Annotated in this window: 22 protein-coding genes; 5 read left to right on the forward strand and 17 right to left on the reverse strand. The window is 60.7% G+C overall.

Annotation, left to right across the window (positions count from 1 at the left end; translation table 11 throughout):
- Window positions 1-85 precede the first annotated feature (85 nt).
- From A8C75_RS15150 to A8C75_RS15160, 3 genes are all read right to left on the reverse strand, one after another.
- Complete coding sequence (locus A8C75_RS15150; protein ID WP_067384159.1) at window positions 86-2,308, reverse strand: tRNA(Met) cytidine acetyltransferase TmcA; 2,223 nt, start codon at window positions 2,306-2,308, stop codon at window positions 86-88.
- A gap of 118 nt (window positions 2,309-2,426) precedes the next feature.
- Window positions 2,427-4,697 carry a 5-methyltetrahydropteroyltriglutamate--homocysteine S-methyltransferase gene (gene metE, locus A8C75_RS15155; RefSeq protein WP_067384162.1) on the reverse strand — a complete coding sequence of 757 codons (2,271 nt, stop codon included), beginning with the start codon at window positions 4,695-4,697 and terminating at the stop codon, window positions 2,427-2,429.
- 138 nt (window positions 4,698-4,835) lie between these two features.
- Entirely contained in the window at window positions 4,836-5,441 is a 606-nt protein-coding gene (locus A8C75_RS15160; RefSeq protein WP_067384165.1) for a DUF924 family protein, read from the reverse strand.
- Between the two features lie 638 nt (window positions 5,442-6,079).
- Here A8C75_RS15160 and A8C75_RS15165 point away from each other — a divergent pair.
- Window positions 6,080-6,880 carry a hypothetical protein gene (locus A8C75_RS15165; RefSeq protein ID WP_067384168.1) on the forward strand — a complete coding sequence of 267 codons (801 nt, stop codon included), beginning with the start codon at window positions 6,080-6,082 and terminating at the stop codon, window positions 6,878-6,880.
- An 82-nt stretch (window positions 6,881-6,962) separates the two neighbouring features.
- Here the strand turns inward: A8C75_RS15165 and mtnK are convergent, their stop codons facing one another.
- On the reverse strand, window positions 6,963-8,159 hold the full coding sequence (mtnK, locus tag A8C75_RS15170; protein ID WP_067384171.1) for an S-methyl-5-thioribose kinase: 1,197 nt from the start codon (window positions 8,157-8,159) through the stop codon (window positions 6,963-6,965).
- Between the two features lie 142 nt (window positions 8,160-8,301).
- Here mtnK and mtnA point away from each other — a divergent pair, with 142 nt between their 5' ends.
- Both mtnA and A8C75_RS15180 read left to right on the forward strand, forming a co-directional pair.
- Window positions 8,302-9,321: an S-methyl-5-thioribose-1-phosphate isomerase gene (mtnA, locus tag A8C75_RS15175; RefSeq protein ID WP_067384174.1), complete on the forward strand. Its 1,020-nt coding sequence runs from the start codon at window positions 8,302-8,304 to the stop codon at window positions 9,319-9,321.
- Window positions 9,322-9,738: 417 nt separating this feature from the next.
- Window positions 9,739-9,990 carry an EF-hand domain-containing protein gene (locus tag A8C75_RS15180; protein ID WP_157890301.1) on the forward strand — a complete coding sequence of 84 codons (252 nt, stop codon included), beginning with the start codon at window positions 9,739-9,741 and terminating at the stop codon, window positions 9,988-9,990.
- Between the two features lie 123 nt (window positions 9,991-10,113).
- On the opposite strand, the gene A8C75_RS15185 is transcribed toward A8C75_RS15180, so the two are convergent.
- From A8C75_RS15185 to A8C75_RS15240, 12 genes are all read right to left on the reverse strand, one after another.
- Window positions 10,114-10,515: a phnA protein gene (locus A8C75_RS15185; RefSeq protein ID WP_067384180.1), complete on the reverse strand. Its 402-nt coding sequence runs from the start codon at window positions 10,513-10,515 to the stop codon at window positions 10,114-10,116.
- A gap of 113 nt (window positions 10,516-10,628) precedes the next feature.
- Complete coding sequence (ggt, locus tag A8C75_RS15190) at window positions 10,629-12,365, reverse strand: gamma-glutamyltransferase (RefSeq protein WP_120785201.1); 1,737 nt, start codon at window positions 12,363-12,365, stop codon at window positions 10,629-10,631.
- Window positions 12,366-12,587: 222 nt separating this feature from the next.
- Complete coding sequence (locus A8C75_RS15195) at window positions 12,588-13,130, reverse strand: 1,2-dihydroxy-3-keto-5-methylthiopentene dioxygenase (RefSeq protein WP_067384183.1); 543 nt, start codon at window positions 13,128-13,130, stop codon at window positions 12,588-12,590.
- 47 nt (window positions 13,131-13,177) lie between these two features.
- Window positions 13,178-13,855, reverse strand: a complete 678-nt coding sequence (gene mtnC / locus A8C75_RS15200; RefSeq protein ID WP_067384186.1) for an acireductone synthase — start codon at window positions 13,853-13,855, stop codon at window positions 13,178-13,180.
- The gene (locus A8C75_RS15205) at window positions 13,852-14,466 is read right to left on the reverse strand and encodes a methylthioribulose 1-phosphate dehydratase (RefSeq protein WP_067384189.1); all 615 of its coding nucleotides are present in this window, start codon (window positions 14,464-14,466) and stop codon (window positions 13,852-13,854) included. Before A8C75_RS15205 ends, mtnC begins: the two co-directional genes overlap by 4 nt.
- A 475-nt stretch (window positions 14,467-14,941) precedes the next feature.
- Window positions 14,942-15,760 (reverse strand): amidohydrolase, encoded by an 819-nt coding sequence (locus tag A8C75_RS15210; RefSeq protein ID WP_067384192.1) that lies wholly within the window; start codon window positions 15,758-15,760, stop codon window positions 14,942-14,944.
- Window positions 15,748-16,896, reverse strand: coding sequence for a pyridoxal phosphate-dependent aminotransferase (locus A8C75_RS15215; RefSeq protein ID WP_067384195.1), 1,149 nt, complete (start codon window positions 16,894-16,896; stop codon window positions 15,748-15,750). The genes A8C75_RS15210 and A8C75_RS15215 overlap by 13 nt, the downstream gene beginning before the upstream one ends.
- Before the next feature lie 120 nt (window positions 16,897-17,016).
- A complete protein-coding gene (locus A8C75_RS15220) occupies window positions 17,017-17,946 on the reverse strand; it encodes a nucleoside recognition domain-containing protein (RefSeq protein ID WP_067384198.1) in 930 nt (309 codons plus the stop codon).
- 51 nt (window positions 17,947-17,997) lie between these two features.
- A complete protein-coding gene (locus A8C75_RS15225; RefSeq protein WP_067384201.1) occupies window positions 17,998-18,534 on the reverse strand; it encodes a DUF3299 domain-containing protein in 537 nt (178 codons plus the stop codon).
- 10 nt (window positions 18,535-18,544) lie between these two features.
- Entirely contained in the window at window positions 18,545-19,804 is a 1,260-nt protein-coding gene (locus A8C75_RS15230) for an ABC transporter permease (protein WP_067384205.1), read from the reverse strand.
- A complete protein-coding gene (locus A8C75_RS15235) occupies window positions 19,804-20,505 on the reverse strand; it encodes an ABC transporter ATP-binding protein (protein WP_067384209.1) in 702 nt (233 codons plus the stop codon). Before A8C75_RS15235 ends, A8C75_RS15230 begins: the two co-directional genes overlap by 1 nt.
- Window positions 20,505-21,191 carry a DUF2796 domain-containing protein gene (locus A8C75_RS15240; RefSeq protein WP_084784096.1) on the reverse strand — a complete coding sequence of 229 codons (687 nt, stop codon included), beginning with the start codon at window positions 21,189-21,191 and terminating at the stop codon, window positions 20,505-20,507. Before A8C75_RS15240 ends, A8C75_RS15235 begins: the two co-directional genes overlap by 1 nt.
- A 123-nt stretch (window positions 21,192-21,314) precedes the next feature.
- Here A8C75_RS15240 and A8C75_RS15245 point away from each other — a divergent pair, with 123 nt between their 5' ends.
- Window positions 21,315-22,811 carry a YcjX family protein gene (locus A8C75_RS15245; RefSeq protein ID WP_227819940.1) on the forward strand — a complete coding sequence of 499 codons (1,497 nt, stop codon included), beginning with the start codon at window positions 21,315-21,317 and terminating at the stop codon, window positions 22,809-22,811.
- On the forward strand, window positions 22,808-23,887 hold the full coding sequence (locus tag A8C75_RS15250; protein ID WP_157890302.1) for a YcjF family protein: 1,080 nt from the start codon (window positions 22,808-22,810) through the stop codon (window positions 23,885-23,887). The genes A8C75_RS15245 and A8C75_RS15250 overlap by 4 nt, the downstream gene beginning before the upstream one ends.
- 101 nt (window positions 23,888-23,988) lie before the next feature.
- Here the strand turns inward: A8C75_RS15250 and A8C75_RS15255 are convergent, their stop codons facing one another.
- Complete coding sequence (locus tag A8C75_RS15255; RefSeq protein ID WP_335623706.1) at window positions 23,989-24,246, reverse strand: GIY-YIG nuclease family protein; 258 nt, start codon at window positions 24,244-24,246, stop codon at window positions 23,989-23,991.
- Window positions 24,247-24,287 lie beyond the last annotated feature (41 nt).

A 24,287-nucleotide genomic window follows, 5' to 3' on the forward strand; every position in this document is an offset into this window, starting at 1 on the left:
CTCTCCTGACAGGCAAGCATTGCCCGCCCTGCCGATTCCCGTTATACCCGTGACTGCCACCGCAATGCACAGGCCCGGATTCAAGTTACCTCATCATGCCCATCGGTGGCGCACAGAGCAACAGCCCCGTCACCTCCCGCAGCTGCCGTACCAGCAGGCGGCGCCCGCCACCACTGTCTGCGGCGATGGCCTCCCAGCTGTGACGCTGCAGCAGCTTGCGCACCAGCAAGCGCTGCGCCTGCGGGCTTAGGCCCGCGCGCTGCCAGTGCTCGGGACCTGCACTGCACAGCGTCCACAGGGCAGGCTCACAGCTTTCAAAGGCGCGCTTGTGCACAGCGAAAGCATTGAGCTCGGCACGCTCGAAGTCTGCCAGCTCAACGTCGACACCGGGCAACAAAGCCACCACAAGATCCGCCTCCAGCTGCCTCAACTGTGCCGGCAATTGATGCAGCAGGCGGGTACGCAGACGCTGACGTGCCGTACGAATCAGCGCAGCCCCAACCTCGCTGACCGGCTGCGCCAGAATGCCGGCGAAGGTGCCGCCCACCGAATCCCTGGTGATACCCAGACGGATGGCCTCGTAGCCATTGTGACGCCAGAAGCCCAGCAGATCCGGGCTGATGCCAAAGCAGGTACCCAGATAATCGACGGCACTCCCGCTATCTTCACCTTGCACCTGCGCCCAGGCCGCCAGCTCACCCAGCAGGGCACTGGCAATGCCGCGGCGCTCCAGCGCCGGATGGGTCGCGATGCGCATCACCCTTAAGCAACGCAGCGGCGCCGCCGCCAGCAGGCCTTCCTGGCCGATCAGTGCCTGGGGGATCAGATGTCCTGCCGGGCGCCGGTAGCCGTCGTGAATCGCTGCGGCAAGGTCTGCCGGCAAGCCGCCTTCCTCAACCACCAGCAGGGCCCCCACCAGTTGCCCTTCCCCGCAGGCAACCCAGACCGACAGGTTCGGACTGTCCAGCAGGATGCGCAGGTCGCCGGGCGTGGTACGATAATGCGCCAGCACCAGCAAGCCAAACAGCTGCTCAAGCAAGGCTGGTTTTTGCAGCAGCTGATCCCGATCCAGGCGCCGATATTCCAGCTGTGCCGTCGTCAAATGGCGCACCGCTGAAGCCTCGGCGGGTTCCGCATCCAGCAGCAGCATGCGAAATGACAGCGCCTCCAGCGGATCATTGGCCCCCCAGCGCACGGGTTCTGTCATGCTCAGCGCCCGCCAGCCCGGCGCCCGACGCTCAAGTTCACGCCTAAAGCGCACCGCAAAGCCGCGCCCGGTGCCTTCATATCCATGCACCGTGGAAGCGAACAGAATGCGGCGAAAACGCGCCAGCAAGCCGCTGAGCACCGGCGCCGGAATAGCAGCGGCTTCATCCACCAGCAGCAGCTCAGCCTGGGCGCACAGCGTGGCATCCGCCTGCAGCAGGCGCTCGGGTGCCAGGTAGCGCACCGAACCCCGTACATGACTGTAACAGCCCGCCTTGACCTCCCCCCCCGGCAATTGCGCCTGCACGCGTTCAAAAAGTGCATCCAGCGCAGCCAAGGATGGGGCCGTTACCAGAATGTCACCGCCGTGTTGCTGCAGCCAGTGTGCTGCCGCCAGCCCCAGGGCCGCACTCTTGCCACGCCCGCGATCCGCTGTCAGCACCAGGGGTACGGCATCGTTCAGCGCCTGCAGGATCTCGGTCACAGCCTGTTGCTGATCCTGACTGCGAAAAGGCGCTACAGAGTACTTCAAAGAAGACATTTCAGAGGACGCGCTCGCCTGCAGGGCAAGCAGCCTGGCAGACAGGCTATGTACAGACGAAAAATGCCCCCCAGGCAGTTCCTGGGGGGCATCTTGTAGCAGAGACAGGACCTGGCCGTCTGCCTGCAGCACCCGAATCAGATGCGTTACAAAGCGGTTCCCTACGTCAGTGGACTCATAGGGCAAGGTCACCAGATTCTGGTGTTCAGGGTCATCAAACCGGCACCAGTGTGCGGCCGCAGGCGTCAGCAAAAACAGCACTCCACCTGCTCGCAGGGTACCGACACTCTGACCAAAGGCATTGGGATTGAAGCCCGCGTAAGCATCAAGCACCACGGCATCGGTTTCGCGCCCGAGCCAGCGCTGCACTTGGGGTGGCGCTGTTGCCTCGAATGGCGCGGGCGCCGCCTGGCCAATCCACAGCACCTGCTGCGCCTCTGTGGCCGCCAGCAGTGCAGCGACCTGTTGCTGCGCCCAGAGTACCTCACCCTGCAGCCATACCAGTTGGCGCCAGCACGCGCGGGCACTGACATCTGGCGGGGATTGCAGCAATTCGGACATCAAGGGCTCCGGCAAACAGGGGACTGAAGCGCCGGCTGTCTTTGGCCGCCTGGCGCGGGTCCCCTAGTGTACCGATTTTACCCCCGCATCGCTGCCAGCCAGTGGTCAGAAATCGGCTTCAGAGACCGGCGCGCAGACGCTTTGCCGCCGCCACCATGTTCTCCAGGCTAGGCCCGACCTCTTCCCAGCCACGGGTCTTGAGGCCGCAGTCGGGGTTGACCCACAAACGCTCGGCTGGAATGCGTTCGGCGGCCTTTTTCATCAGCGCTTCCATCTGCGCCACCTCAGGCACATTGGGGCTGTGAATGTCGTAGACACCAGGCCCGATCTCGCTGGGGTATTCGAAGTCGATAAAGGCATCCAGCAGCGTCATGTTCGAGCGACTGGTTTCGATGGTAATCACGTCCGCATCCATGGCCGCAATCGCCTCGATAATGCCGTTGAACTCCGAATAGCACATATGGGTGTGGATCTGGGTTTCAGGCGCCACACCACAGGCCGAAACACGAAACGCATAGACCGCCCAGTCGAGGTAGTGATCCCACTCGCTGCGCTTGAGGGGCAGACCCTCGCGAATGGCGGGCTCGTCGATCTGAATGGCGGCGATACCGGCGGATTCAAGCTCGCAGACTTCGTCTCGCAGTGCCAGCGCCACCTGCAGGCAGGTTTGCTGCCGCGGCTGGTCGTCCCGTACAAAAGCCCACTGCAGCATGGTCACAGGCCCGGTCAGCATGCCCTTGACCGGTTTGGAAGTCAGCGACTGAGCATAGCGGCTCCACTGCACCGTCATGGCGGCATCGCGGTAGACATCACCGTAGATGACCGGCGGCTTGACGCAGCGTGAGCCGTAGGACTGCACCCAGCCGTTCTGGCTGACGGCGTAGCCCTGCAGCAATTCACCGAAGTACTCGACCATGTCGTTGCGCTCGGCTTCACCGTGCACCAGCATGTCCAGCCCGCACGTTTCCTGACGCAGAATGCAGTCGGCAATTTCAGCCTGCATGCGGGCAACATAGTCCGCCTCGCTCAGCTCGCCGCGGCGAAAGCCCGCCCGGGTCTGGCGAATGGCCGGGGTTTGCGGGAAAGAACCTATGGTCGTGGTGGGAAAGGCTGGCAGCTGCAGGCGTTCGCGCTGGCGTGGCGCCCGCTGCGCATATGCAAGACCCCGCTCGCCATCCTTGAGCGACAGACGCTGACAGCGCTGTTTGACACTCTCGCGGTGTACCCGGTCAGAGCTGCGCCGCCCCGCCAGGGCCAGGGCATTGTCCGCCAGCGCCGCCGCAACATTGCCGCCATTGAGTGACGCTTCCAGCAGCTGCAGCTCTTCGAGCTTTTGCACCGCATAGGCCATCCAGTTGCGCAGCTGTGCATCAAAGGCCGTCTCCTGGGCCAGATCCACAGGCACATGCTGCAACGAACAGGAGCTCGCCAGCCAGAGACGATCACCCAGCTGTTCTGATACAGACTGCAACTCGTTCAACCGCGCCGACAGATCGGTTTTCCAGATATTGCGCCCATCCACCACACCCAGCGACAGCACCTGGTCATCACCCAGTTCGGCCAGCACACGGCGATACTCAAGCCCGCCGCGCACCGCGTCCAGATGAAACCCCTGCACCGGCAGTGACAGCGCCAGGCTGAGGTTATCCCCCAAGTTGCCGAAATAGGTGGTCAGCAGCAGTTTAGGCCCGGCCCCAGACAGCGCCTGGTAAGCCGTTTCCAGCGCCTGCTGCCAGGCCGGCTCCAGCTCCTGCACCAGGATGGGTTCATCAATCTGCAGCCACTCCACGCCCTCGCGGGCCAGGATAGTGAACAGCTCGCCGTAGGCCTGCAGCAATGCGGGCAGCAGCTGCAGACGATCAAAGCTCTCGCCTGCGGATTTGGCCAGCCAGAGGTAGGTCACAGGCCCGATCAGCACCGGCTTGACGTCAAAGCCACCGGCTCTGGCTTCGGCAATTTCCGCCAGCAAGGTGTCAGGCGACAAAGTAAAACGCTGCTGCGCCTCGAGCTCCGGCACCAGGTAGTGATAGTTGGTATCGAACCACTTGGTCATTTCACAGGCACGTACCGCCGTACCCGACGGCGCCCGGCCGCGGGCCATGCGAAAGGCCGTATCAAAGCCATCGCTTGATCCATCCTGAAAACGCGCCGGAATCACACCCAGCAGGCAGGAATGGTCCAGCACCTGGTCATAGAGTGAGAAGTCATTCACGGTCACCCGCGCCTGACCCGCCTGCTGCTGCTGCGACCAGTTCTGCTGGCGAATGCGACTGCCCACCTGCAGCAACTGCTCCCGCGTGCTGCTGCCATTCCAGTAGGATTCGAGGGCGAACTTGAGCTCGCGCTGAGCGCCAATACGGGGAAAACCGAGTGTATGAGTGGTTGCCATTGAATTCATCCCTTAATGCAGCCGTTGAAGTGGCAGCCATTATGACGAAGCATGACAATTAGTTAAATTGATGTATTTTTTGATTTTATTGAATAAAATTCATATTGAAATGTACAGAGCCACTCCCCCGGCAGCGTTCTACTGACCCCAACGCCGGTGCGACTGATTGAGATAGGCCAGTTCCTGCTCCGTCGAGACCCGTTCAAGGGCAATATTGCGGTGGGGAAAGCGGCCAAACCGCAGAATCAGGTCACGGTGCTGATGGGCAAAATCCAGCGCATTATCAATCAGGCTGCGGTGCGCGCCATTGAGACTCTGGCGCAGGGACTCCAGCTGAGCCACATGCAGGTCCTGCGCTTCCAGCGACTCGGCATGCTCCAGCGGCATATAGAAAAACAGCCTTTCAGCGGTTTCCAGCGCAAGGTCGTGACCCAGAGTAATGCCCTGGCGACAGTTCTGCAGCGCCCGGGCATCACCGCCAAAGGCATCGGGCGTACCCCGGTAGATGCTGCGACTGAACTGATCGAGCAGCAGTATCAGCCCCAGTCGCCCCCGCGGGCTGCTGCTCCAGGCGTCAAGTTCGCCCCGCATGGCGCGGCGCACCAGAGCACCAAAGAGCTCATCCAGCTGGCGATCATCCTCTTCACGCCCTTCCCACCAGAGCCGCTGTTTTGATTCACAGGCAACACCGTTTTGCAGCGGCCCGAACCAGAACAACAGCACCTCCTCGATCTTCTCCGTCATGACTTACTCCACCTTATTGCCACAGCCAGTCTCTGGACTCAAAAGTATAGCGGGGCCCGGGGCAAGCAGCCTGTCGGACTTACCACTGATCTACTCGGCTCGGGCATCCTGCTTCGCTCTACCTCCTGCATCCATGCAGTCGTGCGGAAAAGCCGATTATTTCCGTTAAAGAGGGGGCATTTTTCGAGCTCTTTTTGACTCGTCGCAGGTTCCTCGGTCTGCGACCCCGCTAAAGCGGTTCTGTAATCTGTGTTCCAAGTGTTAAATAGAACCACTATGCACAATCTACATCCCTGTAGCTTGCCCTGCGGGCAGCTAACGCTGTGCAAATCGGCTACCCTGCCGATTTGTCGCCTCAAAAGAACTCCAAAACTGTCTCATTCAATCGCCGGGAGCGATTGAACGTGCAAACCCCGAAGGGGTGAAGCACAGGGATGTGCTGAACAAATCGGTCTTTCCCTCGCTACGACCGGCCAAGTCCGACAGGCTGCGAGCGCAGCCGGATTATCAGCCTTGCTGCGATACTTTCCCCCCACCCTGATCTGTTCTACAGTGGTCGCGGCGTACTGCGCCCTTATTTGTTCAGTAACCTTGTCTGCCAGTAACCCTGTCTGTCAGCAAAGAGGGGAACCCCACCGATGCAACGACTGCTACTGATTGTGACTGTAGCGCTGGCCATTACCGCCGCCTGGCTGTTTCTTGCACCCCAGGAATCCACCGAGCCCACCGAGGTCGTTATCAGCGATCAGGAGCGCCAGCAGGCCCAATCCCATATAGAGCAGCTCACCGCCAATGCCGACCAGCCGATAGAGATAGGCCGCGCCAGCAGCTTTGTCAGCGCCAACCAGCTATTGCTGCTACCTGAAAACCAGGTGCTGTCGGACAACATAGAACTGGAAATGGAACTCAATGCAGACCTGATTGATGCCGCCGCAGCGACGGCCTATGCCGTAGACGTGCGTCCGTCCATCAAGCGCGATGATGCCGGTAGCCAGCAGCAGGCACTTTCCAGCGGCACCCTGCCCCAGCTCGCAGGACAGGTGACGCTGCAGGAGTTGCTCAGCAATCCGGAACTGGCCAATGGCAAGATTTTTTACATCCACTCAGTGAACGAATTCGACAAGGAAGGACTCTGGGGAATCCTTAACAGCGGCCTGATCAATTCCTTTGCGCAAGGGTTGGAACTGCCCCGGGCGGGCGGCTCAATCCAGGTCGCCATTCCCCAGGATGCCGACGAACGGCTGCAGGACAGGCGCAGCTCCTTTCTGGGCAAGGTGCTGGATAACAAGGTCCGCGAAACCTATATCTACAACTATGAGCAGGGTTTAGTCGGGCTGAATCCCGACCTGATACATCCGGGCCAGCAACTGGTGGTGGTGACCTTCACCGAAGACGAGCTGGTGCAGATCTATCATCATTTCATGTCTGAGGGCCGCTAAGGAGTTCCTCGAAACTATCCGCATCACAGCCGTATTGTGACAGCGGCAGCCCTTGGACCACCGCTGTTCCCGCCGCTAAGTCTCAGTTGGCGCGCACAAACGCAATCAACGCATCAATGGTGCCAAACTGGCCCCGCTGCATGATCATGGCGCGGCCGAGTTTGAGCACCTGACTCTCGGCCAGGGCGCGCTGCTGCGGATCCTCAATGGACTCCAGATCGGCCACATGGGCCAGCCCCAGAGTACGACGAATCATCTCGGTACCCGCATAGCCAATACTGTCGGCCAGCAGATCCGCCAGGTAGGACTCGCGATAGAGTGGCAGATTGAGCGACGGATCCTGTGTCTTCTCTGTCATCAGGGAGTCAAAACGACCGGAAAAGGTATTCCAGAAGCCGGCAATGGTCTCCAGCAGCCAGTCCTGATAGGCGCTGCGCTCGGCAGCTGAACCCGGCAGCTGTGCCTGACCGGCATAATTCAGCAACAGGTTGCCCAGCAGGCTACCGACATCAAAGCCGACAGGGCCAAAGTAGGCAAACTCCGGATCTATCACCTTGGTGCCCTCGGCACAGGCAAACACGGATCCGGAATGCAGGTCGCCGTGCAGCAGGGCTTCGGCGCAGGTCAAAAAGCGGTATTTAAGCCGCGCCACTTCCAGCTTCAGGGGCGTATCCTGCCACAGGGCTTCGGCCTCGTCCCACAGCAACGGGTTGATATTGTTGCGCTCGTGATCGCAGTACGGATCCCAGAAGAACAGATCTTCGGTAATCTTGCACAAATCCGGATTGATAAAGCGCCCCACCAACTCTTTCTTGCGGTGCGCATCCAGGTACAGATCCGAGGTGTGGAACAGGGTATCCGCCGTAAAGCGTCCCAGCTGTTCGGCCAGCAGCGGCAAGCGGGTTCGAGCGATCAGCGCATGGCGCAGGTTTTCATGGGCGCCTATGTCTTCCATCACTATGGCAAAACGCTCGGCATCGAAATGATACAGCCGGGGTACCAGGTCGGGACAGAACGCGGCTTCCTGCTGCAGTGCTTCGGCTTCGATGCGGATACGGTCCTGGGACAGCGGCCAGCCCTCGCCGATGATGCGGATATAATGCAGTGCCTGCTTGATGATCACACTGGTACCGTCGTCGGAATAAACGCGGTACACAAAATTGATATTGCCGTCGCCGATCTCTTCGACGCCCAGCGTAGCTCCGGCCTGAAACACGCCGGAATTGTCCCGCGCAAAGGCAATTACTTCGGCGTCGCTGGAAAACTTGCAGTCGGTCATGGTCTCTGCCCGTCAAATACAGTGTAAAAGCGCCTATTCTGGCAAAAACGCCGGCGATTTGCTTACAGCAATTTCATCTATTTTCATCGCAGCCACTTTGCTATCGTATCGCACTCCTCAAGACAGCCAGTTGTGACTCGCCATGAAAGACCTTATTTCCACCAGTTTGAAATACCAGCAGGGGCAGCTCTGGGTACTGGATCAGCACCAGCTGCCGGACCAGGAAAACTGGCTGGAATGCACCTCGGTGGAGGCCATGGTGGACATGATCCGCAAGCTGCAGATTCGCGGCGCCCCCCTGATCGGTATTGGCGCCAGCCTGCTGCTGGCTCATCTGGCCGAACAAGGCTGCGATACACCCGCGCTTGAGCAGGCCGCAGCCACCCTGCGCGACGCCCGCCCCACGGCGGTAAACCTGATGAACTGCATGGACCGCATGCTGGCTGCGCTGGCACAGCACGGCGTTAGCGCACTGACCGGCTGCGCCGAGGGCATCTTCGAGGAAGATATACAGCTGTGCCTGAACATGGCCCGCAATGGCGCCGCCCTGATTGCACCGGGCGCCCGCATCCTGACCCACTGCAACACCGGCAGCCTGGCCACCGCCGGCGTCGGGACTGCCATTGGCGTCATCGGTGAAGCTCACCGCCAGGGCAAGGGCATTCATGTCTACGTGGATGAAACCCGGCCGCTGCTGCAGGGTGGCCGGCTGACCTGCTGGGAAATGCGTCAGCTACAGGTGCCCTATACGCTGATCTGCGACAGCATGGCCGCCATGCTCATGGCACAGGGCAAGATTGACTGCATTCTGGTGGGCTCCGACCGTATTGCCGCCAACGGCGACTTTGCCAACAAGGTGGGCACCTACTCGCTGGCGGTCAATGCCCAGTATCACCGGGTGCCGTTTTACGTGGTCGCGCCCTATACCACTGTTGACCCGCAGTGCCCGGACGGCAGCCAGATTCCCATTGAGCAGCGCCCTGCAGCGGAAGTTCAGGGCGTCAGCGGCAGCTTTGGCAAGGTGCGCTGGAGCCCGCAAGACGCCCAGGTATACAACCCGGCCTTTGATGTGACGCCGGCCAAACTGGTCACCGGCTGGATTCTGGATACAGAGGTACTGTCGCCACAGCAGGTTGAGGCCGGCGCCCTCAGCCGCCTCTAGACAGATACCTATACCCCAAGTCTGACCGCCCCTGCGGCCGGTCAGACTTGCAGCTGATTATTCGCTCGAACATACCGGCTTCGTCTCCCACTGCGTATCCCCCAACTAGCTGCTCCCCTACTGTCTAGTCCCTGCCGGTCAGTCTCCCCCGCGTGTTGAGCCTCTATCGCGCCCCAGCTCGCCTGTCGCCAATAGCAAACACCGCAAGTCACTGAATTATATAAGTTTAACGAAACCAGACGAGCTACCCGTCTCCAATCGGCAACAGTTAACTGAAGCATTCCTCGCAATACGCTAACAACCAGGGCCACCGCAGCTAGAGGCTTTACTTAAACCACTGTTATATAAAGTATTTATTTTTCTGGCACGGATATCGCCAAAGACATGGGAGACTTATCAAAAGGAAAGGAGATGTCCATGCACCGTCTGGCCACACACAGCCTAGCCATGACCTTCACAGCGGTCCTGATTGCAGCATCCAGCACTATCCATGCAGACCCGGTGCAAGAGCTGTTTAATGATCTGGATGCGGACAAGGATGGCAAGCTCAGCTGGCAGGAATCCATCACCTATGCGGATCTGAAAACCTATTTCAGCTCCCTTGACGCCAATCAGGACGGCTATCTGTCGCCCTTCGAGTTTGGCGTTACGCCCCGGGCCCAAAGCTAGCCTGCTAGCAAAATCGCAGCCGCCCCGGCAAGGCGCCAGAGCCCCGACACGCCTGTGTGACAGGCGGCGATTATGCGCTTGAAGCTGAACAGAATCGGGGGATGAACTTGATGCGATGGCCCGCTAAAAGTCGATTGAATCCACCCAGAGTTGCTCTTCGGGATCCAGATACAACTGTTCATACAGCTTCATGGCCCAGTCTTCGCGGCCGATAAAGGTATCCAGCAGCGCAATGGCCAGCACACGGGCCGCCGGCGTCTGACTCCACACGGCCGTGGTGAGACAGCGCCAGTGATGCGGGTCGCGTTTTTTGGGGTGAATAATCTGGTGCATGCAAGCTTCACACAGCATGACGCAGTGTTCGAAATTGGCCTGCGCCTCCATCGGAGGCACTTCGAATACCTTGAGCCTGACGCCCTGGCGGTCACACAACTCGCAATGAGCGCCACAGCGTCGCACCAGATCCTTGCCAAAGACCGACAGCCCGTGCTGCCGCTCATGATACCTCTCCTGTCCGCGGGACATCACCGTATCCCCCTGTAAAAAAGTCTGTCTCAAGCATAGACCAGCCAGGAGCTAGCGGCGTCACGGGCGCCGCGTAAAACCCTAATATTTATCAGCACAGCCTGCGCGAAAGATTAGAATCCCCGCGCCGACGAGGTACTGCGCCTGGGGTCAGCACCACCATAGAAGGTGCCATCCTCAGCTACCATAATGCTCTGAATTGCCCCCATGGCGGCCTGTTGCGACACTTTGTGCCCCATACCCTCGAGCAGCTTCACCGTATCGGGACTGATGCCCTCCTCCACCCGGATTTCATCCGGCAGCCACTGGTGGTGCACCCGCGGCGCGTTCACCGCCGCCTGAATATTGAGGTTGTGGTCGATCACATTCATCAGCACCTGCAGCGTGGTGGTAATGATGCGCGACCCGCCGGGGCTGCCGGTCACCAAGAAGTTCTTGCCATCCTTTTGCACTATGGTAGGTGACATGGAGCTGAGCATGCGCTTGCCAGGTTCAACCTTGTTTGCCTCACCCCCCAGCAGCCCATAGGCATTGGGTACACCGGGCTTGGCACTGAAGTCATCCATCTCGTTGTTCAGCAAAAAGCCGGCGCCATCCACCACTATGTGCGAGCCGTAGCTGAAGTTGATGGTGTAGGTGTTGGACACCGCATTGCCAAATTTGTCGACCACCGAAAAATGCGTGGTCTCGTTGCTCTCGTAGGGCACCGGATTGCCGGGCTTGAGGCTGGCGCTGTCAGTGGCTTTTTGCGGGTCAATGGTGGCCCGCAGCTCGGCGGCATAATCCTTAGACGTCAGTCCCGCCACCGGCACCTTGACGAAGTCCGTATCGCCCAGGTATTCGGAGCGATCGGCGTAGGCGCGCTTCATGGATTCGGCCATCAGATGAATAGTCGCCGCCGAGTTATGCCCCGTTTCTGCGATGGGGTAGGCTTCCAGCATGTTAAGAATCTGCACCACATGGGTACCGCCGGAGCTCGGCGGGCTCATGGAGTAGACATCATAGCCACGGTAGTTACCGTGCACTGGCTTGCGAATCGCCGGGGCATAGTTTTTCAGATCATCAAGGCTGATCAGACCACCGCCAGCTTGCATCTGCGCCACTATAAGATCGGCGGTTTCACCTTCATAAAAACCTTTTACACCCTGGGCCGCAATGCGCTTGAGCGTGGCCGCCAGATCCTTCTGCACAAACCGCTCACCGGCTTTATACAAGCTGCCATCCGACTTGAAGAACACCTTGGCGCTGGACTCGAACTGACGCAGCTTGTCGGCCCGCTCGCCGATACCGTCGCTGAATCGCGACGGTATTATAAAGCCGTCCTCGGCCAGCCGGATCGCCGGTGCCAACGCATCAGCCAGTGACAAAGTGCCGTATTTTTCCAGCGCCAGCGCCAGACCCGCCACTGTGCCCGGCACACCGGCCGCCTTGTGGGAGTAACGGCTCAGCTCACTGTCGGCATTGCCGTCCTTGTCCAGAAACATGTCGCGCGTGGCGCCCGCGGGCGCCTTTTCGCGGTAATCGATCGCCACAACCTCGCCAGCCGTTTCAGAGGACACCAGCATAAAGCCGCCACCGCCGATATTGCCCGAGCGCGGCTGTGTGACCGCCAGCGCAAAGGCCGCCGTAACGGCGGCATCAATGGCGTTGCCGCCGTTTTCGAGTACTTTCAGGGCTTCGTCTGTGGCCAGGTAATGGCTCGTCACCACCATGCCGTTGCGGGCATCGACCGGCACACTGCGATCGCCCTCCAGAATGGCTGCGGCCTGAACGGCGGCGGTCGGCAACAGGCACACCGAGGCTCCGAGCAGCAATGAAGCCAGGGCGACACGGCCCTGAATGACGGACATTGAATTTCTTAATCTGATGGGGAGGTGCATATGAACATCCTTGAATGACTACTGTTCTGCGGGTCCGCATTCACGGACAGCCCACAGTGTAGTCACAGGGCTGCACAAGCGGCAACGCCAGGGATATTTTCAGCCAGGGGAAGACGCACAGCGCCGGGCAAAGCCACCGGCGGCATCCGCAGATGCTACCGGTGGCTGCCGGCTATTCAGACAGCCAGATGCTCAGTCAAACTTGGGGAACTGTTCGGCGATGCTCGAACCGGTAAAGTTCGCCACCCAGCCGGCCGGATCATTGAACAGGCGAATGGCGGAAAAGCGTGGTTCAGGCCCCATATCGAACCAGTGGGTGCTATTGGCCGGCACTGAAATCAAATCATCCTTGCAGCACAGCACCTGGTAGACCTTGGCATCGACATGCAGATAGAACATGCCCTCACCGGCGACGAAGAAGCGTACTTCGTCTTCGCTGTGCGTATGTTCGGCCAGGAATTTCTGGCGGAACTCATCCTTTTGCGGATGATCGGCTGACATATTGACCACATCCACGGTGACATAGCCGCCACTGCGCTTGAGGTCATCGATCTGGCGACTATAGGCAGCGATAATCTCGTCACCGCTCATCTGCGGAGTGACTTCGCAGGCCGCCTGCCAGCGCTCGAAATTGACGCCAATACCCGCCAGTATCTCGCTGATGCGCTCGCCCTGAACACTGTGCAACAGCACCTGCTGCGGATTGTCGTCGGCATAGACCGTTATGGCACTCATGGTGTTTTCCTTACCGCTGTTTGCAGAGAGAGGTTTGCAGATAAAGTTTACAGGGAAATATCGTCGAAATTGGAGACCCACTCGTGGCCCGGTGCCACAGGTCGCTCGGCGCGGGCCACCAGCCGTGTGTGCATGCCGGCCGCGCGCGCGGCATCCAGCTCCTGTTCGATATCGGACAGAAACAGGATTTCATCCGCAGCACAGCCAATACGGGAAACGATGGCACTGTAGGACTGGGCTTCGCGCTTGGGGCCCGTGGTGGTATCGAAGTAGCCACTGAACAGTGGTGTCAGATCGCCGTAGTCGCTGTAGCCGAAAATCAGCTGCTGGGCCTTGATCGAGCCAGAGGAGAATACATAGAGCTCGATTCCCTGGCCGTGCCACTGCTGCAACAGGCGGTGAGCATCCTCATACAGGTGGCCCCGGAAATCCCCCTGCTGATAGCCCTGCACCCAGATCAGCCCCTGCAATGCCTTGAGCGGCGTCACCTTGAGGTCCTGCTCAATCCAGTGACGAAAGGCGCCGATCAGGCTTTCCAGATCGGCTGCAGGATCTTTCAGTTCGCCGCGCGCCTGCTCCAGAATGGCCTGTACCGCGCTCTCATCGGCGTGGGCACGCAGGTAATCCGCCAGACGTTCATAGGCGTAGGGAAACAGTACCCGATGCACGAAGGCGATATCGGTGGTGGTGCCTTCAATGTCGGTCAGTATGGCTTTGATGGTCATGGTGCGACTCCCAGACGCTTCAGTTCAAGCTGGCAGGCAAACAGAAATTCAAGCCCTTCCAGGTGACGCCGCGCCTCCGCCATATCACGTCCCCAGGCATAGAGCCCGTGACCCCGCACCAGCAGCCCCCAGGACAGCGCGCCCTGCTGCCAGCGCTGCGCCACTGTCTGCGCCAGTGCCTGCATGTCCTGGGTGTTATCGAAGATGGCGATACGAATGGCGGCATCATGGGTCTGATTGCCGCTGAGGGACTTCTGCATTTCAAGCTGTTCAATACCCAGCCAGTCGCCAGGGCTTGTCAGCGACAGTACAGTCGCGCTGACCGAATGGGTGTGCAGCACGGCACCTATCTTCGAGTCGAGCTGATACAGCTGGGTATGCAGCAGGGTTTCGGCAGAAGGCTTGAGGGTCGAATCCAGTGCGGCACCGGCCAGATCTACACGCAGCAGATCGGCCTCGCACAGATGTCCCTTGTGCCGCCCCGAGGCGGTGATCAGCACCTCGCCGGCGCCATCGCGCAGTGAAAAGTTGCCGCCGGTGGCCGGGCACCAGCCCTGGGCGTCGATCCAGCGACCGGCATCAATGATACTCTGGGGGTGACTATTGCTCATTGCGGGCCTGTGATTAGGGATTGAACACAGCGGGATAGCACGCACCAGCGCACAGGCTGCAGCGCCCCGCCTGACAGGCCCGCTAGTGTAAGGGATTTGAACGATGGAACGAAGCCTGAATAAGGCACCGCCTCAGCAAGGATATAAATCGGCGGAGGAACAGATCACAAGACGTCTGCGCAGAGCAACGCAGATCGCTTTTCGGCAGCAGGCAAGGAAAGGGGCAGGCGCTCGGCCTACCCCTTCAAGCCGGAACAATGCCGGCAAAAGGCCCATAAAAGGGCAATTGGTGTTTGGTACACCTGCCTTGTGAAGTCGCCCTATTAACGATCAAAATTCGTACAGGCGCCACAGACATGGTTCCAGTATAGCGCCACCCTCAGCGCCGTTCGTGAAACCTTTTCAAGCAGGCGTTTTAATCGCCCCACAGCACTCCGCCAAGTACCTCAAACCCCACACCGTCAGCCTTTTTTCGCTACAGGTCCGCAAGCTCGAAAGCATCGGCGTCTTCCCAGGCCGGAAAGGCCTCGCGAAATGCCGTTAGCGCCGCAGCACTCAGCGTTGTAGTGGCAACGAAAGACTCACCGGCGGGCTTATCCAGCACCGCCTGGCCCTTGAAGTCCACCAGCATGGAGTCGCCGCTGTAGTCATAACCCTTGCCATCCTGACCCACCCGGTTGACGCCGGCCACGTAACAGAGGTTTTCGATGGCACGCGCCTGCAGCAGCACGCGCCAGGGATGGCGTCGTGCCGCCGGCCAGTTGGCCACGCAGAGCAACAGGTCATAGTCATTGCGGTTGCGCAGAAACACCGGGAAGCGCAGGTCATAGCAGACCGAGGGCAGAATCCGCCAGCCGCGGTATTCGATCAGTGCCCGGCAGGCACCGGCTTCATAGTGCTGATGCTCGTTGGCCATGCGAAACAGGTGCCGCTTGTCGTACTGATGCACCTGGCCTTCGGGGGTGACAAACAGCAGCCGATTCACATACCCCTGGGCCCTTTGCGTCACCACAGAGCCGCACAGAGCCGCACCCAGCAACGCCGCCTGCTGGCGCATCCAGTTCAGAGTCGGCCCCTGCTCGGGTTCGGCCAGGCCTTCGGGTGCCATGGTAAAACCGGTGGTAAACATTTCCGGCAGCACCACCAGGTCGGTCGTGCCGGCCAGGGGCGCCAGCAGCGTCTCGAACAGCTGCCAGTTAGCGGCGGGGTCCTGCCAGTGCAGTTCGGTTTGCACCAGGCTGATCCGAAGGTCCTGCACTGGGTTCACACCGTGCGTAGTGCTTAGATTTTGCATAGCCGCGTCGCCGCCTCCCGCAGAGTGTCCTCGCCCTTGGCAAAACAGAAGCGTACCAGCCTGCGCTGCATCGGCTGCTGGCAGAAAACCGAGACCGGAATGCTCGCGACACCGGCTTCGCGCGTCAGCCATTTGGCAAATTCGGTATCGGGCAGATCGCTGATGGCGCTGTAATCCGCCAGCTGAAAATAGGTGCCTAGTGCCAGGCTCAAGCCGAAACGACTCGGTGCCATCAATTCGCTGAACAGGTCGCGCTTGGCCTGGTAGAAGGCCGGCAGCTCAAGATAATGCTCGGGCGCATCCAGCATAAAATCCGCCAGCCCAAGTTGCGCCGGCGTCATGGTGCTGAACGTCAGGTACTGGTGCACCTTGCGAAACTCCGCACTCAGGGGCGCAGGCGCAATGCAGTAGCCCAGTTTCCAGCCGGTGGCATGGTAAGTCTTGCCGAACGAGGACACCACAAAACTGCGCTGCGCCAGCTCCCGATGACACAGCAGACTTTGATGGGCAGCACCGTCAAATACAATGTGCTCGTAGACCTCATCGCCAATCAGCAGAATATCGGTATCGCGCACCAGCGCGGCAAGGCGCTCAAGGTCTTCGCTACCGAACACACTGCCGGTGGGGTTGTGCGGCGTATTGATCACGATCATGCGGGTACGGGGGTTGATCGCATCCGCCAGGCGGTTCCAGTCGATACTGAAATCCTGCTCATCCAGTGGCAGATGCACCGCCTTGCCACCATTGAGTTCGATGGCAGGTTCATAGCTGTCGTAACAGGGATCGAACAGGATGACTTCATCGTCGCGCCGCACCACGGCGCTGATGGCCGCGAACAGGGCCTCGGTGGCGCCGGAGGTCACGGTCACTTCGGTGTCCATGCAGGGCCTGTGACCGTAGAGGCGTTCGCACTTGAGGGCGATGGCCTCGCGTAACGCCGGCACGCCGGTCATGGGCGCATACTGATTGGCGCCGCTGTTGATATGGTGGGTGACCCGTTCACGCAGGGCAGCGGGGGCATCAAAATCGGGAAAGCCCTGGGACAGATTGATGGCGCCGGTGGCATTGGCCAGCTGGGACATCTCGGTGAAGATGGTTGTTCCGACCTTCGGCAGTTTGGTCTCGGGATACCGCATTGTTCAGGCTCTTGTGGCGACGGAAATTGCAGCGAAGTGTACCTTAGCCGCCCCGACAGCGACCAGCGTCACCGACAAGACCAACCTTCAGCCTGCGTCGCTACTCAATCAATCAGCACATCAGAAAATCAGCAGATGCAGCATGCCGCGCAACAGCATACCCGCCAGCGCACCCCAGACCGCCGCCCGTGCCACGCGCCCGACACGCTTTCCCGCCGCCGTCATGATAGCCACGCCGGCCAGATCCAGCGGGTTGGTGACAAAGCCCGCCATGCGGTTAAGGTCGGCAGCACTGATCAGGCCCTGATTCATCAGATCCAGCACGACCCCCATAAAGGCCGTGCCGCCGGCGATGAACTTGGTGACGATGGGCAGAACCGCGGCCTCCGGCAACCCCAGCAAGGCCAGCAGCGGCGCCAGCACCGCGCTGATCAGCGTAATGGCGCCACTGGCCTGGAGTGTATACACAAAGCACAGTGCCAGAATCAGTATCGGCAGTGAGGCCAGCGCAATCTTCATGCCCTCCTGGCCACCTTCGGCCAGAATTTCAATGGTGCCGCGCCGCTCACCGGGCACTATCACCGGTACTTCCACCGCAGGCTCAGAAGCTGAGGCCCGCGCCAGCAGATAGTAGGTCACACTGGCGGCGAAAAGACCGCCAATCACTGAGGTCGCCATGATCACCGGCAGGTTCAGCCCGACCGACAGCATCGGAAACACCACATTGGCCTGGGACATGGTCAGCACCATGGCCAGGGTGGCCGCGATATGGCGCGACGAGGTGCCATTGCGGTCCATCAACGCCAGTGTCGCCACCGGGGCCGAAAAGCTCACCAGCAGCAATTTGACCATGGCAAAGATGCCCAGCCCCGGCAGACCGAAAATACGCAGCACCGGCGCCAACGCATTGGCCACCCAGGCCAGTACGCCGCGGGCTTCCAGCAGTTTCATCAGCGCCAGCATCACCACCATGATGGGCAGCAGAACATAGAGTGCAAGCTCGATACCGGTACGACCGGCCTGCATAATGACGCTGACTATTGAATCCATGCTTAGCCCCTGATCATGCTGCCCGCTCGCGGGACCAACGCCACTGGTGGTTTACTCGGTGTACGGCTCTATGCGATAAGCCTCTATGCTGTAGCCCGACGCTGCGACCTCGTGGGCGAAGCTCTCCACCTTGAGGGTGCCGGTAATCCAGACCGCATCGAACAGGTTTCTCACATTGGTACCGGGTTCAAAGCGGGTCAGGATGATCTGATTGGAAGGCGGTGGCGGGGTGTGGATACAGGCACCAAAATAGGGCACCAGGAAAAACTCGGTGACCTTCTGCCCTACCCCGTCCAGCGGAACCACAAAGCCAGGAATGCGCACCATTTTGCCATCGAGTTCCGGCACCACCGGTGCCGACTGCAATGCCTGCATCATGTCGTCGAGCTTCTGCTGCGCCCGGGGATCGAAATCTTCCAGATCACCAAAGTCCTGATTGCCGTACACCTGCTCGAAGGTGAAATCCGGCGGCATAAGCGCGTCCCACTCCAGCGCCTCGACCTCCTGGCCATTGAGGGTTTCCAGCGCCCAGAGCGGCGGGCTCAGGGTCAGCAACAACGCCACAAACGCCGTAACAACGATTTTCATAGAACGCCTTTCATATACGAATAGTCATGCCATCGGCCAGCGAATAGCGGTATGCCCGCCAGCCCGGAATCAGGCCCGTGAGTATACCGGCTGCCTGCACCAGTGCGAGGAAAATCCATTGCCGGGCGCTGGGCAGCGACAGGTCCAGCTGCAGCCCGAGCCACTGGGCAAACAGCGGCTGGCTCAGCGCAATACCCAGATACAGCAGCGCCATGCCCAGCACCGATCCCAGCAGCGTCAGCAAGGTCGCCTCGAAGGTCAGCAGCGACAACAGCTGCCAGGGGCGCGCCCCCAGGGATCGCAAAATGGCGATCTCGCGCCGACGCTCATTCAGGCTCCCCAGCAGTACCGTCAGCAGGCCGGCCAGGCCGCTGAACACCACGGCCACGGAAATCACCAACAGCGCCTGCTCGGCCACACCCATCAGACTCCAGAGTTCGGCCAGCGCCACCCCGGGCAGGATCGCCTGCAGCGGCTCCTTGCGGTAATTATTGATCGAGCGCTGCAGCGCGAAGGTCGACATTCTGGACTTGAGCCCCACCATAAAGGCCGTGAGCTCGGTGGGTGTCAGGTCCTGCTCACGGGCGTCCTCGGCGGACACCGTCTGCCCCGGCAGTTTGACACCCGCCTGCCAGTCCAGATGAATCGCCTGGATCGCCTGCGGGCTGACCATCAGGGTACGGTCTATGGGGGTTGCGGTGGGCGCCAGAATACCGACAACGCGAAACGGCTTGTCGTCATGTTTCACGAAGCTGGTATTGCCCATGCCATGGGCGATCACGACTTCCTGGCCCAGCTGATAGCCCAGTTCACGCGCCACCTGGGCCCCGAGCACGACCTCGAACAGGTCGTCAAACGACTGACCGGCACTGAAGGCAAGGCTACGGTCACGGGCGTAGCGGTAATGACGAAAGTAATCGCCGTTGGTCCCGAGTACGCGAAAGCCGCGGTGCGAATCGCCCAGCAGCAGCGGAATGGTCCATTCCACCTGCGGATGTGCCGCTATGCTGCGGTAGCTGTCCCAGCCGACATTGTTGCTGGCATTGCCGATATGAAACACCGAATAGAGCAGCAGCTGCGTCTGCCCGGTGCGCGCCCCCACAATCAGGTCGGTTCCGGACAGGGTATTGGCAAAACTGGTGCGCGTCTCGGTGCGAATCTGCTCTACGCCGATCAGCAACATCACGCTGATGGCGATCGTCAGCACCGTCAGGGCCGCACTGCCAGCACGGTTTCTGAGGCTTTTCAGCGCCAGGGACAACATCGCCATCAGAGGGCCTCCCGCGGGTGCACTGTTTCCAGCACCAGGGTGCGATCAAAACGCGGCGCCAGGGCCGCATCGTGACTGACAAAGAGCAGCGTGGTGCCCTGCCCGGCGCACTCCTGCAACAGCAGGTCGACAAAGGCATCCCGGCTGTGGGCATCCAGTGCCGAGGTCGGCTCATCGGCGATGATGATTTCAGGCCCACCCATGAGCGCCCGCGCCGCAGCCACCCGCTGTTGCTGCCCGATAGACAACTGCGATACCTGGCGGCCCCAGAGCTCCGGTTGCGTCAGTTGCAGGCGCTGCAGCAGCCGCACCGCTTCGTCCTCCAGCGATGGCGCCCGCGCCAGTACCCGCTGCCGGCGCACGCTGGAGAAATGACAGGGCAGCAGCACATTTTCCAGCACCGACAGATAGGGCAGCAGATTAAACAGCTGAAAGATCACGCCCAGATGATCGGCGCGAAAGCGATCACGGGCCGCAGCCCCCAGCTCCTGCATCGACTGGCCCAGCAGCCGGATCTGCCCCCGGTTTGGCACCACAATGCCCCCCATCAGGCTCAGCAGCGTACTCTTGCCACTGCCGGAGCGCCCCTGCACGAACAGCCTCTCGCCGCGCTGCACGGTAAGCTCGGCAATATCGAGCACATCCGTGCCCTGGCGCCAGGCAAAGCCAAGGCGGTCAATTTCAATCGCGGGTGATTGCACTAGCGCAGTCCGATGTCGGTATTGTGGGAATCCAGTGTCAGCGCCCGCTGGCCATCCGCTGTAATCATGCGGACATCCAGGGTTTCAAGGCCGGGAAAGCGGGCAAAAAATGCGAGGCTGATGCTCGTCAGTTTTTCCGGCGCCGTGCAGTGAAACGCGTAGCTGACCTCAAAATCGGTGTGCGCTCGCCCAGCTTCACCCTGCCCTTCGGGCTCATGTGCGTGTGTGTCGTCGTGGCCGTGCTCATCTTCGCGGACATGTTCCTCTGCGTGATCATGCTCCGCAGCTTCGGACCGCCCTCCTATATCCAGTAGCGCCTGCTTTACCTCGGCATGTCTGAGCGTGCAACCCGCTGCCGCGTCAAGCTTGATCATCTGCTCTGCCTGGTGCAGACCTTCGAGCGCTGTTTCCACCGCCAGACGCTCAGGAGCGCTGCGGGCGCGGTGCTCAAAGCCCACCAGGTTCATGGCCGGTGAGTACAATTGCAACATAAGCGCGGCCCCATCCAGCACCAGGTCCAGCTGCGCAGCGCCATGGGCATGACCGTCGTACTGCTGTTCAAACCCCGCCGCATGACTCACACTCGTGCCGTCTGCCGCGCTCACAGCCATGCTCGGCACAAGTCCCGCAACAGCCGCCGCCATGACAAACCCCAGCCTTGTCCGTATCCCGTTTTTCCTGTTCATCTGTATATCCGATTCCAGCCCGTCTCCGGTCGCCACGGCAAACCGGTGTTAAATTTCGACAAATGTTACGATATAACAAAACAATAATCTAGCCGGCATACGCCTGTACCCCAGACGCCGCCGGTGGCAGTATTAGGCCCTGACAGACTCCACTCCAACCGCGCCTTGCAGGAAGCTTCCGCCACCATGTCGAACGCCTTTATCCGCCGCACTCGCGCGCGCAGCGAGCAGCTCAGCCGCCAGGCCGGCATCCAGCTGGACCGCCTGCGCGATCGGCGCCTGTGTATTGGCGTTACCGGCCTGAGTCGCAGTGGCAAGTCCACCTTTATCACCAGCCTGGCCAATCAGCTGCTGCAGCACAAAAACGCCAGTTTACCGGGGTTTTCACCGGTACTGAGCGGCCAGCTGATAGATGTGCGCCTGCATCCGCTCGAAACAGAAGGCCTGGCCACCTTCCCGTATCAGGGCGGCTGGGATCGGCTCTGCAGCCAGCCCCCGGCCTGGCCCGAGCCCACCCGCGACACCAGTGGCTGCCTGCTGGAACTGCGCCTGAAACAAAAGGCCGGACGCCTGAATCCCTTCGCCCGGGATCATTTTTCCCTCTGGCTCGAAATACGCGACTATCCCGGCGAGTGGCTGCTGGACCTGCCCCTGCGCGAACTCAGCTTTCGCGACTGGAGCCTGGAATGCGCCCACTTATATGCACAGGAACCCCGTGCGTCTCTGGCGCCACAGCTGCTCGCCGCACTGGCAAAACTGGATCCGCTGGCCGATATGATCCCGGCACAGCTGGAAAAGTTGCAACGGGATTTTTGCGCCTTTCTCGGCGCCTGCAAGGAACAGGGGCTAAGCCAGCTGCAACCGGGGCGTTTTCTGTTGCCAGGGCGCGATGATGACCCGCAGCTGCTGGCATTTGTGCCCGCGCTCAACCTGACAGACCTGAGTGACGAGCAACTCAAAGGCGCGAGCAAAACGAGCTGGTACGCCATGCTGCGAAAAGGCTATCAACGCTATGTCAGTGAACTGGTCGAGCCCTTCTACAAGCACTTTTTCAGCCGCATCGACCGCCAGCTGGTGCTGGTCGACGTGGTGCAGGCGCTCAATGGCGGGCCGGCCCACATCGATGACATGCGCGCCGCCCTGACCCGCATCACCGACAGCTTTCATTACGGCCAGCAGAGCCGCCTGCTGCAACTCTTTCGCCCCCGCATCGACCGCGTACTCTATGCCGCGACCAAGATTGACCAGGTCATCTCGGATGATCACGAGGCGGTGCGCAGCTTTCTGGCAAGTCTGGTCAGCGACGCCTATCGCCACGCCGAATACGACGGCATAGCGCCATCCTGCGAGGCCACCTCGGCGGTGCGCTGTTCCCGTGAAGTGGATGCCGGCGGCGATCGCGCCATTTCGGGTCTGAATGCGCAGGGCCAGCCCATCGGCTATGTACATCCGCGCTTTCCGAGCCGCCTGCCTGAGCCCGAGCACTGGCAGCAACTGATGGACTGGCGCATTCCTGCACTGCAGCCCCCGGTCGGCCTGTCTGCACGTAACGGCGATGCCATTCCCCATATACGCCTGGATACCGTGCTTAATCTGTTATTGGGAGACAAATGCCTGTGAACCGCAACTCCGATAGCCCAGAGGCCCGCGCGGCCCGACAGTTTCAGCCAGAGAACCCCTCAGCTGAGCCCGAAGCGCCGCCGCGCCGCGCGCGGCAGTTCGTCCCCGAGGCAGAGGCCCAGCTCGACGCCGTTCCCAGCGCCATTACCGCAACCGAAACCCGCGACGGCGCGCCTGATTTTGCGCAACTGCAGCTCGAGCGCATACCGGTACGCGGCCTGCGTGCCCTGGGGCTCGGCCTGCTGGCACTGGTACTGGTCATCGCCGGCGCCGAACTGATACAGCTGTTCAGTGCTGCGCGTGAGGCCCACTGGCTCATCGCCACCGCACTGGGCGCACTGATGGCTGGCGTGGGACTGCTGGCACTGCGTTCGCTGTTCTCCTTCCTGGGCGCACGCAGGAGCCTGGATCGACTCAACGGCCTGCGCCAGCTGGCTGATCGGCTGTCGGGGCGACGCAGTAACGGCCGCAGCAAGGCGCTGTTGCAGTCGATGCAAGGCTTCTACAGCAACAAGCCCCAGGCCGCCCTGCTCGACAAGGCTCTGACAACACTGCCGGATTACAGCGATGACGTCGAAGCCCTGAGGCACCTGGATCAGCACTTTGTGCAAAAGCTCGACCAGAGCGCCATGCAGATAGTCTCGCGCTACAGCGCCCAGACCGGCGCCGCCGTTGCGATCAGCCCCTGGGCTGCGCTCGATATGCTGCTGGCACTGTGGCGCAGTATCAGCATGATTGACGCCATCGCCCAGGTATACGGCGTGGCGCCTTCCCTGCCCACTCGACTCAAACTGCTGCGCCAGGTGCTGCAGCAGCTCAGTTTTGTCGGCGCCAGCGAAATCACCATTGATCAGCTATCGGGGGATCTGGGCGGTGCCGCTCTGACCGGCGTTGTCAGCGCCCGGGCAGGTCAGGGCCTTGGCGCGGGCATACTCTCGGCGAGACTGGGGCTGGCCGCCATGCGAGCGCTGCGCCCATTGCCCTTTGCCCCGGACCAGCAACCGGGTCTGCGCACTCTGCTGCGCCCATTGATCGAGCGACTAAAGCAACGCTTTACGGGCACGAAAGGCAGCTAAGAGGCTGTCGGGCTTGGCCGGGTAGGCTGGAATGAGCCTGCACATTCCGACAACCATCGCACAGCGATAGCGCTCGTCGCTTTGGATAAAAGCCGGCGACCTCAGCCGGCAATCAGCTCCAGCTTGCGCTTGCGGGCCATGCGCTTGATCTGCCACTCCCGGCGCTGCGCTTCGGCACGCCCTTCAAGCTGTTCATGCCAGAGCAGTTCTACCGGGCGACGGGCACGGGTGTAGCGCGCCCCGAGGCGATTATCGCCATTGTGCTCACGCAGACGACGCTGCGGATCCGTGGTTACACCTGTATAGAGGCTGCCATCGGCACAGGCCAGAATATAGACAAACCAGCACGACTCGCTCAAGACAGCATCCCCTTTCATTGGCAGCTGCCATTGTTGTGAAA

Origin of the sequence: Marinobacterium aestuarii, from assembly GCF_001651805.1 — a bacterium.
Classification (GTDB): domain Bacteria; phylum Pseudomonadota; class Gammaproteobacteria; order Pseudomonadales; family Balneatricaceae; genus Marinobacterium_A; species Marinobacterium_A aestuarii.

Bases quoted from the DNA above. Each gene is read 5' to 3' on its own strand.
- A8C75_RS15180 (WP_157890301.1), top strand. From the start codon at position 9,739: ATGCACCGTCTGGCCACACACAGCCTAGCCATGACCTTCACAGCGGTC.
- ggt (WP_120785201.1), bottom strand. From the start codon at position 12,365: ATGTCCGTCATTCAGGGCCGTGTCGCCCTGGCTTCATTGCTGCTCGGA.
- A8C75_RS15240 (WP_084784096.1), bottom strand. From the start codon at position 21,191: ATGAACAGGAAAAACGGGATACGGACAAGGCTGGGGTTTGTCATGGCG.
- A8C75_RS15195 (WP_067384183.1), bottom strand. From the start codon at position 13,130: ATGAGTGCCATAACGGTCTATGCCGACGACAATCCGCAGCAGGTGCTG.
- A8C75_RS15185 (WP_067384180.1), bottom strand. From the start codon at position 10,515: ATGTCCCGCGGACAGGAGAGGTATCATGAGCGGCAGCACGGGCTGTCG.
- A8C75_RS15160 (WP_067384165.1), bottom strand. From the start codon at position 5,441: ATGACGGAGAAGATCGAGGAGGTGCTGTTGTTCTGGTTCGGGCCGCTG.
- mtnC (WP_067384186.1), bottom strand. From the start codon at position 13,855: ATGACCATCAAAGCCATACTGACCGACATTGAAGGCACCACCACCGAT.
- A8C75_RS15225 (WP_067384201.1), bottom strand. From the start codon at position 18,534: ATGAAAATCGTTGTTACGGCGTTTGTGGCGTTGTTGCTGACCCTGAGC.
- A8C75_RS15210 (WP_067384192.1), bottom strand. From the start codon at position 15,760: ATGCAAAATCTAAGCACTACGCACGGTGTGAACCCAGTGCAGGACCTT.
- A8C75_RS15230 (WP_067384205.1), bottom strand. From the start codon at position 19,804: ATGGCGATGTTGTCCCTGGCGCTGAAAAGCCTCAGAAACCGTGCTGGC.
- A8C75_RS15205 (WP_067384189.1), bottom strand. From the start codon at position 14,466: ATGAGCAATAGTCACCCCCAGAGTATCATTGATGCCGGTCGCTGGATC.
- A8C75_RS15215 (WP_067384195.1), bottom strand. From the start codon at position 16,896: ATGCGGTATCCCGAGACCAAACTGCCGAAGGTCGGAACAACCATCTTC.
- metE (WP_067384162.1), bottom strand. From the start codon at position 4,697: ATGGCAACCACTCATACACTCGGTTTTCCCCGTATTGGCGCTCAGCGC.
- mtnA (WP_067384174.1), top strand. From the start codon at position 8,302: ATGAAAGACCTTATTTCCACCAGTTTGAAATACCAGCAGGGGCAGCTC.
- A8C75_RS15220 (WP_067384198.1), bottom strand. From the start codon at position 17,946: ATGGATTCAATAGTCAGCGTCATTATGCAGGCCGGTCGTACCGGTATC.
- A8C75_RS15150 (WP_067384159.1), bottom strand. From the start codon at position 2,308: ATGTCCGAATTGCTGCAATCCCCGCCAGATGTCAGTGCCCGCGCGTGC.
- A8C75_RS15165 (WP_067384168.1), top strand. From the start codon at position 6,080: ATGCAACGACTGCTACTGATTGTGACTGTAGCGCTGGCCATTACCGCC.
- mtnK (WP_067384171.1), bottom strand. From the start codon at position 8,159: ATGACCGACTGCAAGTTTTCCAGCGACGCCGAAGTAATTGCCTTTGCG.